We start from the raw sequence: 15,038 nt of genomic DNA, 5'->3' as shown, positions 1-15,038 counted from the left end.
ACACAAGTCTATCTAGTTACACGGTTTTATACTGTCGAAAAATGTGTTCCACACAAAAATCCCATCATCATCTAGCGAACGATATCTTGATGACTCTTATTATAATTAGGGTTTAAATGTAATTTTCAAGATGATTTGCACAAAGTCTAAATATTACGACGCTAATTGACAAAAAACCCGCAGTGAAACACCACGGGTTTTGCTTTGTACTTCTAAAAAGAAGAGTACTGCTAAAAAGAAAAATTAACCAGCTTGAACTTGGTTCATCAGCTCAGTGAAGTTAGTTTCTTTTTCAGTTACTTTAGCCGCTGCCAGAATAGTTTCTACAGCTTGCTCTTCTAACGCTAAGTTACGAACACTGTTCATCAGCTCTTCATTTTTGCTGTAGTATTCGATAACTTCTGATGGATCTTCGTAAGCAGAAGCCATGTCTTCGATCAGCGCTTTAACGCGATCTTCGTCAGCTTTCAGCTCGTTAGTACGGATAACTTCGCCTAACAGCAGACCAACAATTACACGACGTTTAGCTTGTTCTTCGAACAGTTCACGTGGTAATTCCATCGCTTGTTTTTCGTTGCCACCAAAACGCTGTGCAGCTTGACGACGCAGAACATCGATTTCACCATCAACAACTGCTGCTGGGACTTCGATTTCGTTTGCGTTAACCAGACCTTCCAGAACTTGCGCTTTAACACGGTTACGAACTGCATTTTTCAGCTCACGTTCCATGTTTTTACGAACTTCTGCACGCAGACCTTCTACTGAACCGTCAGCAATACCGAAACGCTTAACGAACTCTTCAGTAAATTCTGGCAATTCACGCTGTTCAACTTTCTTCAGAACGATAGCAAACTTAGCTGCTTTACCTTTCAGGTTTTCTGCATGGTAATCTTCTGGGAAGTTAACTTCGATATCAAATTCTTCACCAGCTTTATGACCAACAACGCCTTCTTCGAAACCTGGGATCATACGGCCTTCGCCCATAACCAGTGCGAAGTCTTCAGCTTTACCACCTTCGAATTCTTCACCGTCGATAGAACCTGTGAAGTTAATAGTGATACGTGAATCAGCTGCTGCTGCATCTTCAACTTCTTTCCACTGTGCTTGTTGCTTACGCAGAGTTTCCAGCATGTCGTTGAGATCTTCGTCTTTCACGGTTACAGCTGGTTTTTCAACTTCGATAGTTTCAAAACCTTTTAATTCGATTTCTGGGTACACTTCGAACTCAACCGCGTAAACGAAGTCTTTACCGTCTTCGAACATTTCTGGCTTGTAGCTTGGCGCGCCAGCTGGGTTGATTTTTTGTTCAATGATTGCATTGATAAAGTTACGTTGCATAACATCGCCCAGAACGTCTTGCATTACAGACGCACCGTAACGTTGTTTAACGATGTGCATTGGTACTTTCCCTTTACGGAAACCATCAACACGGACTTTCTTAGCAACGTTAACCAGCTCGCTATTCAGCGCTTTTTCAATATCAGTGGCAGGAACGGTGATTGTTACACGACGCCCAAGGCCTTGAGTCGTTTCAACAGAAACTTGCATCTTCTTACCTCAAAATAAATCTTAGTGATCGGTCTACTCCAGAGTTATGCCATTAAATCATAATGGCAATCTCCCTTCCAGAACCGGGGGCGTTACTTTCATAACGGTCATCCCTGATATCAGAAGCGTCCCGAAACCTTACTGAAAATTAGACGCAGCATTATACCGATGCATGCGCCCTGAGTCGAGAAAAGCCGATAAAAGAAGCGATTATTCCTCTTTATTTGTGACTTTTCTGACTAAAAATTCATTTTCCTCTCTCGAATTGAGGAAAAAACGCTCACTTACAGCCACTCGATAAACACACTATTGGTATTCGTATGTCATCAAGACGTTTGATTAGCGATTCACACCACCAACACCACGACAAGCAGGTGATTTTAGCGCAGTACTCGCTAATTCATTCCACTCTTTTGGAGTATAAGTGTGTAAGGCTAAAGCATGAATCTCACCTGCAAGCTCGTCAGCCAAAATAGCATAAATTTCACGGTGACGACCAATCATACGTTTGTTTTCAAATTTATCACTGACTAAAACCACTTTGAAATGGCTCTCTGAACCGGGTAACACATTATGCTGATGACTTTCATTAATCACCTCCATATGTTCAGGTTCAAATGCAGACTGTAGCTTTTCACTCACGCGAGACTGCATAGTTTGTGGCATATTGGCGTCCATAGAGACTCCTAAATTAATTAAAAAACGCTAAAGCACATCTGAAAAAAAATCCCCTAATCACGCTGTTGGTAACTATCTTCTTATTATAGAAATAGCGGATAATAGCATCTACATTGTTGAAACTATGGTCCGGGTATGCAAAATGTTCATCGACTGCACATTTACGCGAATTTTTTCTCAAACTGTTGTCTAATAGTGTGAGTTGTTGCACCCCGAACCATAACGGAACATTTTCAATTAGGAAAGATGAACTGGGAAGAATTATGTTAAGAAAACTGTGTTTTCCACTTTTTGCGTTATTTTTATTAGCGGGCTGTACTGCACCGTCTAATACGCTGCCCCTCGAACCTAAAATTGCATTACCAGCCAAAAACCCGACGCTCAATGCGACTTCAATTAGCGTGAGTAGCGTTGATAACCGTACAAATCGCGCATTAGCTGAAATTAACCGAAACGGTACTTTAGAGGTGCTAAATCCCTCTCGCGATCCGCGTTATCTAATGCAAGAAGCCGTAGAAAAGCAAATGGCTGCTCGTGGTTTCATGGTGACATCTCCCGCCAATATCAACTTAGTGGTTCAATTAAACAAGTTGAACACCCAAGTGAGTGAAGGAAGTTTACGCCATAATATTACGGTTAATTCCAGCGTTGTCGTTAATGCTACCGCACCAAATGGCTCAACTAAGAGCCGGACTTATAGCCGTAATTACAATACCCAAGGGGCATTAGGCGCAACCAATGAAAAAATTGCTGCGGCAATTAACCTTGCTTTAAGTGATTTAATTTCAGATATGGCGAAAGACCAAGAAGTGGCCGATTTTATCAGACAAAATTCACGATATTAATCGCGTATCAAGAATGAATTCATACTAGTATCATTCTGGTTCATCGGAGACTGTAAAAACAGTCTGCTTTATCCTACTAACCCGAGTTATTTCTTTAATACAAATAGCTTGGGTTGTTTTATCTTTCTACTGCGCCATTCTTCGCGCAACGTAATACACCAGCATCAGGCGATGAGGGAATAATGCCACGTTTTACACTACCCAGATTTACACTGCCCAATAATGTGACCTTAATTTTACTGGGATTTGTCTCAGGGTTGCCCTTGGCATTAACCGCTGGAACATTACAAGCTTGGTTAACCGTTGAAAAAATTGACATTAAAACCATCGGTTTCTTTTCTCTCGTCGGTCAGGCCTACGTTTTAAAATTTCTATGGTCTCCCATGATGGATCGCTATACCCCCCCATTTTTAGGGCGACGTAGAGGGTGGCTATTAACAACGCAAATTTTGCTTGTTATTAGCATTGCAGGCATGAGTTTTATGAATCCGTCGGAGCACCTTTGGTGGTTAGCTGCGCTAGCGGTCACTGTAGCCTTCTGTTCCGCATCCCAAGATATTGTCTTTGATGCCTATAAAACAGATTTATTAAGTGCAGAAGAGCGAGGTATTGGTGCAGCAACATCGGTCATGGGCTATCGCATCAGTATGTTGGTTTCTGGGGGATTAGCACTTTGGCTTGCTGATAAATTCCTCACTTGGCAGCAACTTTATTTATTCATGGCAGGGCTAATGTTTATTGGGATCTTCGCAACACTTTTTGCGAAAGAACCTCAAGAAAATACCGCTCCACCAACTTCGTTAAAAGATGCTATTTATGAGCCACTTGCCGAATTTTTTAGCCGCAATAATGCATGGCTGATTTTACTGCTTCTTATCTTTTATAAGATGGGAGACGCTTTCGTTATGGCGCTAAATACTAACTTTTTACTCAATGCCCTTGGCTTTAGTTTAAGCGAAGTAGGTACAGTAAATAAAACCGTTGGTATGGCGGCGACAATCATCGGAGCCCTATTTGGGGGTTATCTGATGAAGAATATGAGCCTATTTAGAGCATTATTCGTCTTCGGTGTACTTCAAGGTGGTTCGAATATCGGCTACTGGTTCCTCGCAGTAACACCGCCAAATATTATCAGCATGGGATCTATTATATTCCTCGAAAATATCTTTTCAGGAATGGGAACTGCGGCATTTGTCGCCTTATTAATGACATTATGTAATAAGTCTTTATCAGCCACTCAATTCGCCTTGCTTTCAGCATTATCCGCTGTAGGCCGTGTCTATATCGGCCCCGTCGCAAGTATTTTTGTCAGCACCTATGGCTGGCCCATGTTCTACTTAATTTCCATCGGCGTTGCAGTACCGGGGGTTTTATTGCTACTCGCTTGCCGAACTTCGTTGTTATACACCCAAGATACGGGAGAATTTCAACGTAGAGAGTTTTTTCCTCGAGAATATAAAATCGCGGTTTATGCGCTAATGGCAGCAGCATGTATACTGACGGTTTGGTTAATTAGTTTACTAATCACATCATTTGCAGGGGTGAAAGTTTACTTGTTTACTACCCATATATCCCTGTGGTTAGCGCTCCCAACTTATCAGAATCTCATATTTAACATTGGTATAGCCATTGGTGCTATCAGCCTTATTGTTGGTGGAACCCTCGACTTCCTCGCTGTCCGCAAAGCCATAAAACATAAATCATTCTGATGTTTTTGATTGATTCCCATTCTATTCAGCTCACGACTTCCCCAAGTTAAACTAATTAATTTGGGGAATCTCTCCTTTTTTCGCAAATTAGATCTCTCTTGCAAATATCGCTTAAAGATCGATAAAAACGTGATTTGAATCACTCATTTTCTGAAAGGGATTTTTTAATTACAAATTGAAAGCTTAATATCTCACATGTTTGAGGATGGTTAGTTGACAAGCTAAAAATTTGCGTAACAACTAATTTTTATTAATACATAAACGAAAATAATGTCTTATGAAAAAAACACTACTCTGTGCTGCTGCTCTAGCATCATTGGCAGGGACCGCAAATGCTGAAAATTTTCTTGGGTATCAGAATGGTTTCGCAGATATCAACGTGAACTATCTCGACTGGTCCCGTCATACAGAAAATAAATCTAAAAATACAACCCATAAGGAAGATTTCGCTTACTTCGAATTAGAAGGTGGCGCTAATTTCAATTGGGGTGAATTATATGGTTTCTTTGACGTTGAAAACCCATTTAATAAACAGCATGAAGATCCAGGCAAAAACCAGCGTTATACGCTGAAAACAACAGCTCGCGTCTATATCGCAGATACTGGGTTCAACTTATACGGCCACGTTTATGGTACTTGGTCTTTACCGGGTGACAAACACGGCGGCAACTTCCACGAAGTCAACACACTTTATGGTATCGGTTATAACACCTCGATTGGTGATCTGTGGTTCAAACCTTTCGTGGCTTTGCACTATGTTGACCAAACCTATTATTCCGGTAATAACGGCTATGTAGTTGGTTGGGTTGCTGGTTATAACTTCAAAATGTTCCAAGAAGATTTCATGATCACTAACTGGCATGAAATGGAATTTGCACGTCATGAGCGTTATGGCAACGGTGGGCGTGATGGCGTGAACGGCGCATTAGCTTTCTGGTGGAACGCCACACCAAATTTAGCTGCTGGTATTCAATATCGTTATGCTGACAATAAGTTAGGTGATGATTTCTACCAAGATGCAATCATTTATACATTAAAGTATAACTTCTAGTGACTAAGGAAATATTGTTTATATTTTTAACATATTTCCTTTAGTTTCAAAAATGTAACAATTTTTCTTTATTATTTTGCCGGTAAAGTAGCCAATTTCACTTTATCGGCAATATAATCAGTGATTTCCCCTACGGAATATCTTAACAACCCAAGCAGTTTTCACATTTTTTTGTCAATTTTGTATATATTTTTCTTTGAAAAATTACCAAGATAATTTAGTATTCATACTGTTTTATCAAAACATACCTATAATTAGCAGCAATTTTAACTTTTTAGAAGCAAAAGCTTTACATGTGATCATATTAACATAAAGAGCTAACAATTCCGTTTCTTTACCTTACAATCATTTACACTCGCACAACCTTACCGTAAAATGCCCGCACTGATGAAACGACAATTAGATTCTTGTCATTTGGGGTCGTGGATGAGACTTATGAACTACAAAAAAAGCATTGGAGCAATCTCACTTGTTGCAGCAGCCTTATTATTAGGCGGTTGTGATATGGTGTTGATGGATCCGAAAGGCGCCGTTGGCGTAAAACAAAAAGAACTGATTCTTATTGCAATTGGTTTGATGCTCCTTGTTGTGATTCCTGTTATTTTTATGGCGATTATCTTCGCTGTAAAATATCGTGAATCCAATAAGTCAGCTACCTACCGTCCTAACTGGGCTCACTCTAACAAAATTGAGTTAGTCTGCTGGACAGTTCCTATCATTATTATCATTATTCTAGGTGCTATCACTTGGAAAACGACTCATGAGCTGGACCCGTATCAGCCATTAGTTAGTGATCAGGAACCTGTTACCATTCAAGTTATTTCAGCTGACTGGAAATGGATCTTTATCTATCCAGATCAAGGCATTGCTACAGTCAATGAAATCGCATTCCCTACTGGTGTTCCTGTAAACTTCAAAATCACGTCTGATTCTGTGATGAACTCATTCTTCATCCCATCTTTAGGTGGACAGATCTACGCGATGGCGGGTATGCAGACAAAACTTCACTTAATCGCTAACGAACCAGGTACCTATAAAGGCTTCTCAGCAAGCTATAGCGGTCACGGATTCTCAGATATGAAGTTTAATGCTATTGCTACAGCAGATCGCCAAGGCTTCGATGAGTGGGTACAGAAAGTAAAAGCATCACCAAAAACTATGGATACGATGCAGGCATTCGACGAAGTTGCTAAACCTAGCATGAACGTTCCTGTTACCTACTTCTCTAGCGTGAAACCTAAACTTTATGAAGACATCATTATGAAGTTTGGTCATGAGCACCATAAAGGTCACGCTCCTGTAGATGCGAATAATGAAGCAAATCATTCTATGCACATGGGCAACACTGCTCAAGCGCAAGAATCTACAGGTCATTCAATGCATATGAGCCATAACGCTCATGCAGGCGCTGAGGAATAAGGGCATGTTTGGAAAATTAACACTGGACGCAGTTCCACTTCATGAACCGATTATCGTTATTACACTGATTGCCATTGTCCTCGGTGGACTTGGCTTAGTTGGTGCAATCACCTATTTCGGAAAATGGAAATGGCTGTGGAAAGAGTGGTTAACGTCTGTTGACCATAAAAAAATTGGTATTATGTACATCATCGTTGCGATGGTGATGTTATTCCGTGGATTCGCGGATGCTATCATGATGCGTGGTCAGCAAGTGCTGGCTTCAGCGGGTCAAGAAGGTTTCTTAAACCCTCACCACTATGATCAGATCTTTACAGCGCACGGCGTTATCATGATTTTCTTCATGGCAACTCCATTTGTTGTTGGTCTGATGAACTTAGTTGTTCCTCTGCAAATTGGTGCCCGTGACGTTGCATTCCCATTCCTTAACTCACTGAGCTTCTGGTTCTTCGTAGTAGGTGTTGTATTAATCAACATCTCATTAGGGGTAGGTGAATTCGCACAAACTGGTTGGTTAGCATACCCTCCTCTGTCCGGCTTGGAGTACAACCCTGGGGTCGGGGTCGATTATTGGATATGGAGTCTCCAGATATCCGGTATTGGTACGCTATTAACAGGTGTTAACTTCTTCGCGACCATTATCCGCATGCGTGCACCGGGTATGTCGATGATGAAAATGCCAGTATTTAGCTGGGCAGCATTCTGTACTAACATCCTGATTATTGCAGCATTCCCAATTCTGACAGTGACCATCACGTTACTGACATTAGACCGTTATCTGGGCACCCATTTCTTCACTAACGATATGGGCGGCAACATGATGATGTACATCAACCTGATTTGGGCATGGGGTCACCCTGAGGTGTATATCCTTGTTCTGCCAGTGTTCGGTGTGTTCTCAGAAATTGCAGCAACCTTCTCGAAAAAGCGTTTGTTTGGTTATACCTCATTAGTGTGGGCAACCATCGTTATCACCGTTATGTCCTTCATCGTTTGGTTACACCACTTCTTTACGATGGGATCAGGTGCGAACGTTAACGCCTTCTTTGGTATCGCTACAATGATTATCGCAATCCCTACAGGGGTTAAGATTTTCAACTGGCTGTTCACCATGTACCAAGGTCGTATCGAGTTCAAATCACCAATGTTATGGACTATCGGTTTTATCATCACCTTCTCTGTGGGTGGTATGACTGGTGTTCTCTTAGCGGTTCCAGGTGCGAACTTCGTTCTGCACAACAGCCTGTTCCTGATTGCTCACTTCCATAACGTTATTATCGGTGGTGTAGTATTCGGATGCTTCGCTGGTATGACTTACTGGTTCCCGAAAGCTTACGGCTTCACGCTGAATGAGAAATGGGGTGTTCGTGCCTTCTGGTTCTGGATCACTGGTTTCTTCTTAGCATTCATGCCGTTATATATCCTTGGCTTTATGGGCATGACCCGTCGTCTGAGCCAAAATATTGATCCAACCTATCACGGTATGCTGGTTGCAGCTGCGTGTGGTGCTGGTCTGATTGCTCTGGGTATTGCTTGCCAAGTTATCCAAATTATCGTGAGTATCCGTGACCGTCATGAAAACCGTGATTTAACCGGTGACCCATGGGGTGGACGTACTCTGGAGTGGGCAACTTCTTCTCCGGCACCATTCTACAACTTCGCTGTTGAACCACAGATTCAAACTCGCGATGCTTGGTGGGATATGAAAGAGAAAGGTATCGCTCATAAGAAACCTACTTCATATGAAGAAATTCATATGCCGAAAAATACAGGCGCTGGCGTTATCATCGCTGCATTTAGCTTAATTTTTGGTTTCGCAATGATCTGGCACATCTGGTGGCTGGCAATCGTTGGTTTCGGTGGCATGATTGTTACTTGGATTGCAAAAAGCTTCGACGAAGATGTTGATTACTACGTACCTGTGGCTGAAATCGAACAAATCGAGAATAAGCACTTTGAAGAATTACGTAAGGCAGGTGTGAACGATGTCAACTAATACAATGACTAATCATAATGTAGCCCATGCAGAGCATGGGCACCACGATGCGGGTGCAACAAAAGTATTCGGATTCTGGATCTACTTAATGAGTGACCTGATCCTGTTTGCTAGCTTGTTTGCAACTTACGTGGTTTTATCTGATGGCACTGCTGGCGGTCCTGCTGGTAAAGACATCTTTAGTTTGCAGTTCGTATTAGGTGAAACATTCTTACTGTTATTCAGTAGTATCACCTACGGTTTTGCAATGATTGCAATGCATAAAGAGAAAGTGGCTGCCGTTAACTTATGGCTGTTCATTACTTTCTTATTTGGTCTTGGCTTCGTTGTTATGGAAGTTTATGAGTTCCACGAACTGATCGCTGAAGGCTACGGCCCAGATCGCAGTGGCTTCTTATCTGCTTTCTTCGCATTAGTTGCGACTCACGGTATCCACGTAACTTGTGGTCTGGTTTGGATCATTCTGATGATTATCCAAAACTGTCGTCGTGGTCTGACTGCGGTTAACAAAACCCGTCTGAACTGCCTGAGCCTGTTCTGGCACTTCTTAGATGTTGTTTGGATCTGTGTATTTACCGTTGTTTATCTTCTGGGGGCTATTTAAATGAGTCATGCAAAAGATGCTCATACTGGAGCAAGCCACGGTAGCGTTAAGACATACCTGATTGGCTTTATTCTGTCAGTTATCCTGACTGTAATTCCTTTCTGGATGGTGATGAATGGAACAGCTTCACAAGGCGTTATTCTAGCAACTGTTGTTGGAATGGCTGTTGTGCAAATCCTTGTACACCTTGTTTGTTTCTTACACATGAATACATCATCAGATGAGCGCTGGAACCTGATTGCATTCCTGTTCACTATGCTAATCATCGGTATCGTTGTTATTGGCTCTCTGTGGATTATGTACAACCTGAACATCAATATGATGCTCGACTAAAGAGTTGCCGATATGTTTAAGCAATACCTGCAAGTGACCAAACCAGGAATTATATTCGGAAATTTGATTTCTGTGATCGGCGGTTTTCTGCTGGCCTCTAAAGGGTCAATTGACTACCCGCTGTTTATTGCGACTTTGCTGGGTGTATCATTGGTCGTGGCTTCTGGTTGTGTATTTAACAACTACATCGACCGTGATATTGACCGTATCATGGAAAGAACTAAGAATCGCCCTTTAGTTAAAGGGCTGATTGACCCGAAAGTTAGCCTGATTTACGCTGCTGCATTAGGTATTGCTGGTATGGTGCTGCTACTCGTAGCAGCCAATGCACTGGCAATGCTACTTGCACTCATTGGTTTCATTGTGTACGTGGGCGTGTATAGCCTGTACATGAAGCGTAAGTCAGTTTATGGCACGTTGATTGGCAGCCTATCTGGCGCAGCACCACCGGTTATCGGCTACTGCGCTGTCACAAATGAATTTGACGCTGGAGCCTTAATCCTGCTGTTAATATTCAGCTTGTGGCAGATGCCGCACTCATATGCCATCGCAATTTTCCGCTTTAAGGATTACAAAGCCGCAAACATTCCGGTGTTACCGGTGATCAAGGGCATATCTGTCGCTAAGACTCATATATTCTTGTATATCCTTGCGTTTATGGTCGCAACATTAATGTTAGCGATTAGCGGATACGCGGGCTATAAATATCTGGTTGTCGGCGCTGCGGTTAGCTTATGGTGGCTTGGTATGGCAATTTCTGGTTTCAAAACCGAAAATGACGACCGAGTTTGGGCGCGTAAACTGTTCATCTTCTCCATCGTTGCGATTACTTCGCTAAGTGTGATGATGTCAGTTGACCCAACCGTTACAAGCGATACTGTTATAGCGTTAGTCCGATAATTTATTGCATCATTGACAATAAATGTGTTCAAACGGCGGGGAGTGCAAACTTCCCGCCGTTTTTCTTTGTCTGCGAATATTTTTGTGATGATTTTTATGGTTAAATAGCCGCCTGCTATTAATAAACCAATATTGTCATATAGCAAACTAACTTAACTCATTGATTTAAATTAAATTAACACCAGCACCGCTACAGCCCGAAATAAAAAGAATAGAAATTGAATACTCAAAATAGTTCGTGTTGTAGCAAGGTGGCAAGTGAAACTAATCTCAGGGAGCATACACCAGTATGTGACCTGAGTTAGTGAGCGCTGCCAACACAGCTACAACCCGAAATATGACGAGTATTTATGAACGATAATAAAATGACAGCTTTAGAACTCCGAGCAACTTGGGGACTAGGATCCGTATTCTCCCTTCGCATGCTTGGCATGTTTATGGTGCTCCCGATCCTCACCAGCTATGGGATGCATTTACAGGGCGCTAACGAGTTTTTGATTGGTTTGGCGATTGGTATTTATGGGCTTAGCCAAGCTGTTTTTCAAATTCCTTTTGGTTTAATGTCTGACCGTATTGGTCGCAAACCACTGATTATTTTTGGGTTGCTGATATTTATTATGGGCAGCGTCATTGCCGCATTAAGCGATTCTATTTGGGGCATTATTATTGGTCGAGCTTTACAGGGAGCTGGCGCTATCTCTGCTGCCGTTATGGCCTTGTTATCGGATTTGACCCGTGAGCAAAATCGTACAAAAGCGATGGCATTTTTAGGTATAAGCTTTGGCGTAACGTTTGCTATTGCCTTAGTTTTAGGACCGATTGTAACCCATGCCGTTGGTTTAAGCGGTTTATTTTGGGGAATCACTTTATTAGCCGTCGGCGCTATTTTCGTTACTATCTTTGTGGTACCTAACAATACTCACCATGTTGTAAACCGTGAATCTGCTTTTGTTAAAAGCAATTTAAAAGCCGTTTTACTTAACTCTCAACTTCTCAAGCTGAATGTTGGGATTTTAAGCCTACATACACTGTTAATGTCCAGCTTTGTCGCCCTCCCCTTGATCATGGCCGATGCCGGTTACTTGGCAAAAGATCACTGGAAAGCGTATTTAGTCACCATGTTAGTCGCCTTTGTTTGCGTACTTCCTTTTATTATTTACGCGGAAAAACAGCGCAAGATGAAGCAGGTTTTCCTGTTCTGCATTTTGCTCTTAGCGGCTGCGGAAATTGTTTTATGGCAATCAGGTCGCCAACTTTGGATTATCTTCTTAGGGATCCAACTGTTCTTTATTGCATTTAACGTGATGGAAGCCATTTTGCCGTCCCTGATCAGTAAAGAAGCGCCTGCCGGATACAAAGGCACAGCCATGGGCGTCTACTCCACCAGCCAATTTCTAGGAGTAGCCTTAGGCGGAATTCTGGGCGGCTGGTTGTATAAATTTGAAGGGGCCAGCACCGTATTTATCGGCGGATTACTACTTTGCGTTATCTGGTTCGTTATCAGCTTAACCATGAAACAACCGCCTTACGTCAGCAGTATTCGCATGGTTCTCCCGCATCGTTTTAAAAATATCAGTAAGCTTCAGGAACAGCTAAAAGCCATGAACGGTGTGCTTGATGTGGTTGTGATTGCTGAAGAGATGAGTATTTATATCAAGATTGATAAAAAAGTGGTTAACCGAGCAGAGCTTGAAGCCATTGTTCATGCTTAATCATATGTAATCTTATAAATAACAAATAGCCCGCAATATCGCGGGCTATTTTCAATAACTAAAACACGCTTATCAATTAGTCGCGGAAGTTATTGAACTGGAATGGTTGACCTAAATTGCCGCCACGGACTAACGCCATAACAGCTTGCAAATCATCTCGCGCTTTGCCCGTTACACGCACTTGTTCACCTTGAATTTGCGCCTGCACTTTCAACTTGCTGTCTTTAATCAGCTTAACAACTTTCTTCGCCATACTCGCTTCAATGCCTTGTTTTAAAGTCACTTCCACGCTGTAAGTTTTACCACTATGTACAATATCTTCAGGGACATTCAGCACTGCGCCATCAATTCCCCGTTTTGCCATTTTCTCTCTTAAAATATCAAGCAGTTGTAAAACTTGGAAATCGGATTCACTGGTCACTTTGATAGACTCATTTTTATCGTTCAGCTCAAAGCTTGCAGTGATGTTTTTAAAATCCCAACGGCTAGTAAGTTCACGCTGAGCATTTTCTACCGCATTGCGGACTTCACTCATTTCAACTTCAGATACAATATCAAATGATGGCATTTTAACGCTCTCCTATAATCAATTGGCTTATAATAGCTTATTTGCCCATGACACTCCATGTTGTCAGATTGGCTCACTTGTATAACACAACTAATTATTTGGATATCCTATTAAAATCGCTATGATGGCGGTTATTAATCCAAATCAACCGCTCTCAGATAGTAGGGAAAATCGATGAAAATAACCCTGATTGGCTGTGGTGCTATTGGTAAACTTTGGCTAGCCGCCCTCTCCTCACAAGGACACGATGTCCAAGGATGGCTGCGAGTTGCTCAATCCGACTTATTTGTTGATGTTAATGGACCTGACGATAAAATTTTCCGCGAATTAATTCCTTGCAATAATCATCAGCACCTACACACAAGCGAATTAGTGATCGTCTGTTTGAAAGCATGGCAAGTTTCGGATGCCTTATTGCCCCTGCAGCCCATTATTCCTGAAACTAGCCCTATTCTCCTACTGCATAACGGATTAGGCACATTGGAAGAGTTAGGCACATTACGCCATCCATTTTTGAGTGGGGTCACAACTCATGCGGCATGGCAAGATAACAACCAAGTTTTTCATATTGCTAGCGGCATCACTCATATCGGCGCCGTCAACTCTCAAGCAGAAGCTTATTACCCTATCGCCAATATTTTGCATGAAGCCCTACCGGATGTGGCATGGCATAATCAAATCCTCAATACTATTTGGCGAAAACTGGTGGTTAATTGCGTGATAAACCCGCTTTCCACGGAACACAATTGTACCAATGGGCAAATCATTCACTATCCAGAACAGATTGTTCGGGTCATAGATGAATGCTGCCAAGTGATGGTTGCCGAGGGATTGCATACAGATAAAGAAGAGATGACTGAGCGCGTCTATGACATTATCCATCAAACCTCAGAAAACTATTCATCCATGCTGCAAGATGTGCGTCATCATCGCAGAACTGAAATTGATTACATCACGGGCTTCTTAATCAAAAAAGCCCGAGCTCATGGCTTAGCTACCCCTGAGAATGACCGTTTGTACCACTTAATTAAAAATAGAGAACAAAGTTATGACAACCTCCGTGCTGATATGCATCGCCAATGGTAGTGAAGAAATTGAAACAGTCACTACTGCCGATTTACTGGTTCGTGCCGGAATACAGGTGACATTAGCCAGTGTGACGGAAGACGGAGCGTTAGAGATAACCGCATCTCGAGGTATTAAACTCGTTGCTGACCTGCCCATCATCCGCGTTGCGGACGAACCTTTTGACGCCATCGTGTTACCCGGTGGTCTAGCCGGTGCAGAAGCTTTTCGTGATAGCCCACTGGTGGTTGAGAAAGTCAGGCGCATGCATTTAGATGGAAAAATTGTGGCAGCCATTTGTGCCGCCCCTGCATTAGTTTTGGAATACCACCAGCTATTTCCTCTCGGAAACATGACTGGTTTTCCAAGCATGCGGGATAAAATTCCAGCCCATAAATGGGTCGATAAACGCGTCTATTTTGATGAGCGAGTAAATTTACTGACTAGCCAAGGCCCTGCGACAGCCTTTGACTTTGCACTGAAATTGATTGAATTATTGCAAGGGCGAGAAACCGCTGCCAATGTCGCCTCACAACTCGTTTTGCCACCGGGCATTAATGATTATCTGGAAGATTAGAAACAAAAAAGCGAGCTAATCAGCTCGCTTTTT

At 42.2% G+C, this 15,038-nt stretch carries 14 protein-coding genes; 11 read left to right on the top strand and 3 right to left on the bottom strand.

Features of this window, described 5'->3' with window-relative positions; genetic code table 11:
- Positions 1-243: 243 nt before the first annotated feature.
- Positions 244-1,548, bottom strand: a complete 1,305-nt coding sequence (gene tig, locus GKR61_RS13825) for a trigger factor (protein WP_036953907.1) — start codon at positions 1,546-1,548, stop codon at positions 244-246.
- Positions 1,549-1,887: 339 nt separating this feature from the next.
- Complete coding sequence (gene bolA, locus GKR61_RS13820) at positions 1,888-2,226, bottom strand: transcriptional regulator BolA (protein WP_036953906.1); 339 nt, start codon at positions 2,224-2,226, stop codon at positions 1,888-1,890.
- 263 nt (positions 2,227-2,489) lie between these two features.
- Here bolA and GKR61_RS13815 point away from each other — a divergent pair, with 263 nt between their 5' ends.
- The 9 genes from GKR61_RS13815 (at position 2,490) to GKR61_RS13775 (ending at position 12,795) form a co-directional block, all read left to right on the top strand.
- A complete protein-coding gene (locus tag GKR61_RS13815) occupies positions 2,490-3,071 on the top strand; it encodes a YajG family lipoprotein (RefSeq protein ID WP_154600160.1) in 582 nt (193 codons plus the stop codon).
- Positions 3,072-3,253: 182 nt separating this feature from the next.
- On the top strand, positions 3,254-4,780 hold the full coding sequence (gene ampG, locus GKR61_RS13810; RefSeq protein ID WP_036953900.1) for a muropeptide MFS transporter AmpG: 1,527 nt from the start codon (positions 3,254-3,256) through the stop codon (positions 4,778-4,780).
- Positions 4,781-5,057: 277 nt separating this feature from the next.
- A complete protein-coding gene (locus GKR61_RS13805) occupies positions 5,058-5,831 on the top strand; it encodes a nucleoside-specific channel-forming Tsx family protein (protein ID WP_036953898.1) in 774 nt (257 codons plus the stop codon).
- A gap of 426 nt (positions 5,832-6,257) precedes the next feature.
- Positions 6,258-7,250: a cytochrome o ubiquinol oxidase subunit II gene (gene cyoA / locus GKR61_RS13800; protein ID WP_036953895.1), complete on the top strand. Its 993-nt coding sequence runs from the start codon at positions 6,258-6,260 to the stop codon at positions 7,248-7,250.
- Between the two features lie 4 nt (positions 7,251-7,254).
- Complete coding sequence (cyoB, locus tag GKR61_RS13795; protein ID WP_036953892.1) at positions 7,255-9,246, top strand: cytochrome o ubiquinol oxidase subunit I; 1,992 nt, start codon at positions 7,255-7,257, stop codon at positions 9,244-9,246.
- Positions 9,236-9,850, top strand: a complete 615-nt coding sequence (locus GKR61_RS13790; RefSeq protein ID WP_036953890.1) for a cytochrome o ubiquinol oxidase subunit III — start codon at positions 9,236-9,238, stop codon at positions 9,848-9,850. Before cyoB ends, GKR61_RS13790 begins: the two co-directional genes overlap by 11 nt.
- Positions 9,851-10,183 (top strand): cytochrome o ubiquinol oxidase subunit IV, encoded by a 333-nt coding sequence (locus tag GKR61_RS13785; protein WP_006657209.1) that lies wholly within the window; start codon positions 9,851-9,853, stop codon positions 10,181-10,183.
- 12 nt (positions 10,184-10,195) lie between these two features.
- Positions 10,196-11,083, top strand: a complete 888-nt coding sequence (gene cyoE, locus GKR61_RS13780) for a heme o synthase (protein WP_036953887.1) — start codon at positions 10,196-10,198, stop codon at positions 11,081-11,083.
- A gap of 350 nt (positions 11,084-11,433) precedes the next feature.
- A complete protein-coding gene (locus GKR61_RS13775; protein ID WP_036953884.1) occupies positions 11,434-12,795 on the top strand; it encodes an MFS transporter in 1,362 nt (453 codons plus the stop codon).
- A gap of 76 nt (positions 12,796-12,871) precedes the next feature.
- On the opposite strand, the gene GKR61_RS13770 is transcribed toward GKR61_RS13775, so the two are convergent.
- Entirely contained in the window at positions 12,872-13,363 is a 492-nt protein-coding gene (locus tag GKR61_RS13770; protein ID WP_036953882.1) for a YajQ family cyclic di-GMP-binding protein, read from the bottom strand.
- A 174-nt stretch (positions 13,364-13,537) separates the two neighbouring features.
- On the opposite strand from GKR61_RS13770, the gene panE reads away from it, so the two are divergent.
- Both panE and yajL read left to right on the top strand, forming a co-directional pair.
- Positions 13,538-14,449 (top strand): 2-dehydropantoate 2-reductase, encoded by a 912-nt coding sequence (gene panE / locus GKR61_RS13765; RefSeq protein ID WP_154600159.1) that lies wholly within the window; start codon positions 13,538-13,540, stop codon positions 14,447-14,449.
- Complete coding sequence (yajL, locus tag GKR61_RS13760) at positions 14,412-15,005, top strand: protein deglycase YajL (RefSeq protein WP_132496187.1); 594 nt, start codon at positions 14,412-14,414, stop codon at positions 15,003-15,005. Before panE ends, yajL begins: the two co-directional genes overlap by 38 nt.
- The last annotated feature ends 33 nt before the right edge of the window (positions 15,006-15,038 follow it).

Source organism: Providencia sp. wls1916, from assembly GCF_009706585.1.
In the GTDB taxonomy this organism is placed as follows: Bacteria; Pseudomonadota; Gammaproteobacteria; order Enterobacterales; family Enterobacteriaceae; genus Providencia; species Providencia lanzhouensis.
This window is presented reverse-complemented; position numbering and strand designations above follow the sequence as displayed.

Coding starts and splice junctions, on each gene's coding strand:
- tig (WP_036953907.1), bottom strand. CDS start 1,548: ATGCAAGTTTCTGTTGAAACGACTCAAGGCCTTGGGCGTCGTGTAACA.
- bolA (WP_036953906.1), bottom strand. CDS start 2,226: ATGGACGCCAATATGCCACAAACTATGCAGTCTCGCGTGAGTGAAAAG.
- GKR61_RS13815 (WP_154600160.1), top strand. CDS start 2,490: ATGTTAAGAAAACTGTGTTTTCCACTTTTTGCGTTATTTTTATTAGCG.
- ampG (WP_036953900.1), top strand. CDS start 3,254: ATGCCACGTTTTACACTACCCAGATTTACACTGCCCAATAATGTGACC.
- GKR61_RS13805 (WP_036953898.1), top strand. CDS start 5,058: ATGAAAAAAACACTACTCTGTGCTGCTGCTCTAGCATCATTGGCAGGG.
- cyoA (WP_036953895.1), top strand. CDS start 6,258: ATGAGACTTATGAACTACAAAAAAAGCATTGGAGCAATCTCACTTGTT.
- cyoB (WP_036953892.1), top strand. CDS start 7,255: ATGTTTGGAAAATTAACACTGGACGCAGTTCCACTTCATGAACCGATT.
- GKR61_RS13790 (WP_036953890.1), top strand. CDS start 9,236: ATGTCAACTAATACAATGACTAATCATAATGTAGCCCATGCAGAGCAT.
- GKR61_RS13785 (WP_006657209.1), top strand. CDS start 9,851: ATGAGTCATGCAAAAGATGCTCATACTGGAGCAAGCCACGGTAGCGTT.
- cyoE (WP_036953887.1), top strand. CDS start 10,196: ATGTTTAAGCAATACCTGCAAGTGACCAAACCAGGAATTATATTCGGA.
- GKR61_RS13775 (WP_036953884.1), top strand. CDS start 11,434: ATGAACGATAATAAAATGACAGCTTTAGAACTCCGAGCAACTTGGGGA.
- GKR61_RS13770 (WP_036953882.1), bottom strand. CDS start 13,363: ATGCCATCATTTGATATTGTATCTGAAGTTGAAATGAGTGAAGTCCGC.
- panE (WP_154600159.1), top strand. CDS start 13,538: ATGAAAATAACCCTGATTGGCTGTGGTGCTATTGGTAAACTTTGGCTA.
- yajL (WP_132496187.1), top strand. CDS start 14,412: ATGACAACCTCCGTGCTGATATGCATCGCCAATGGTAGTGAAGAAATT.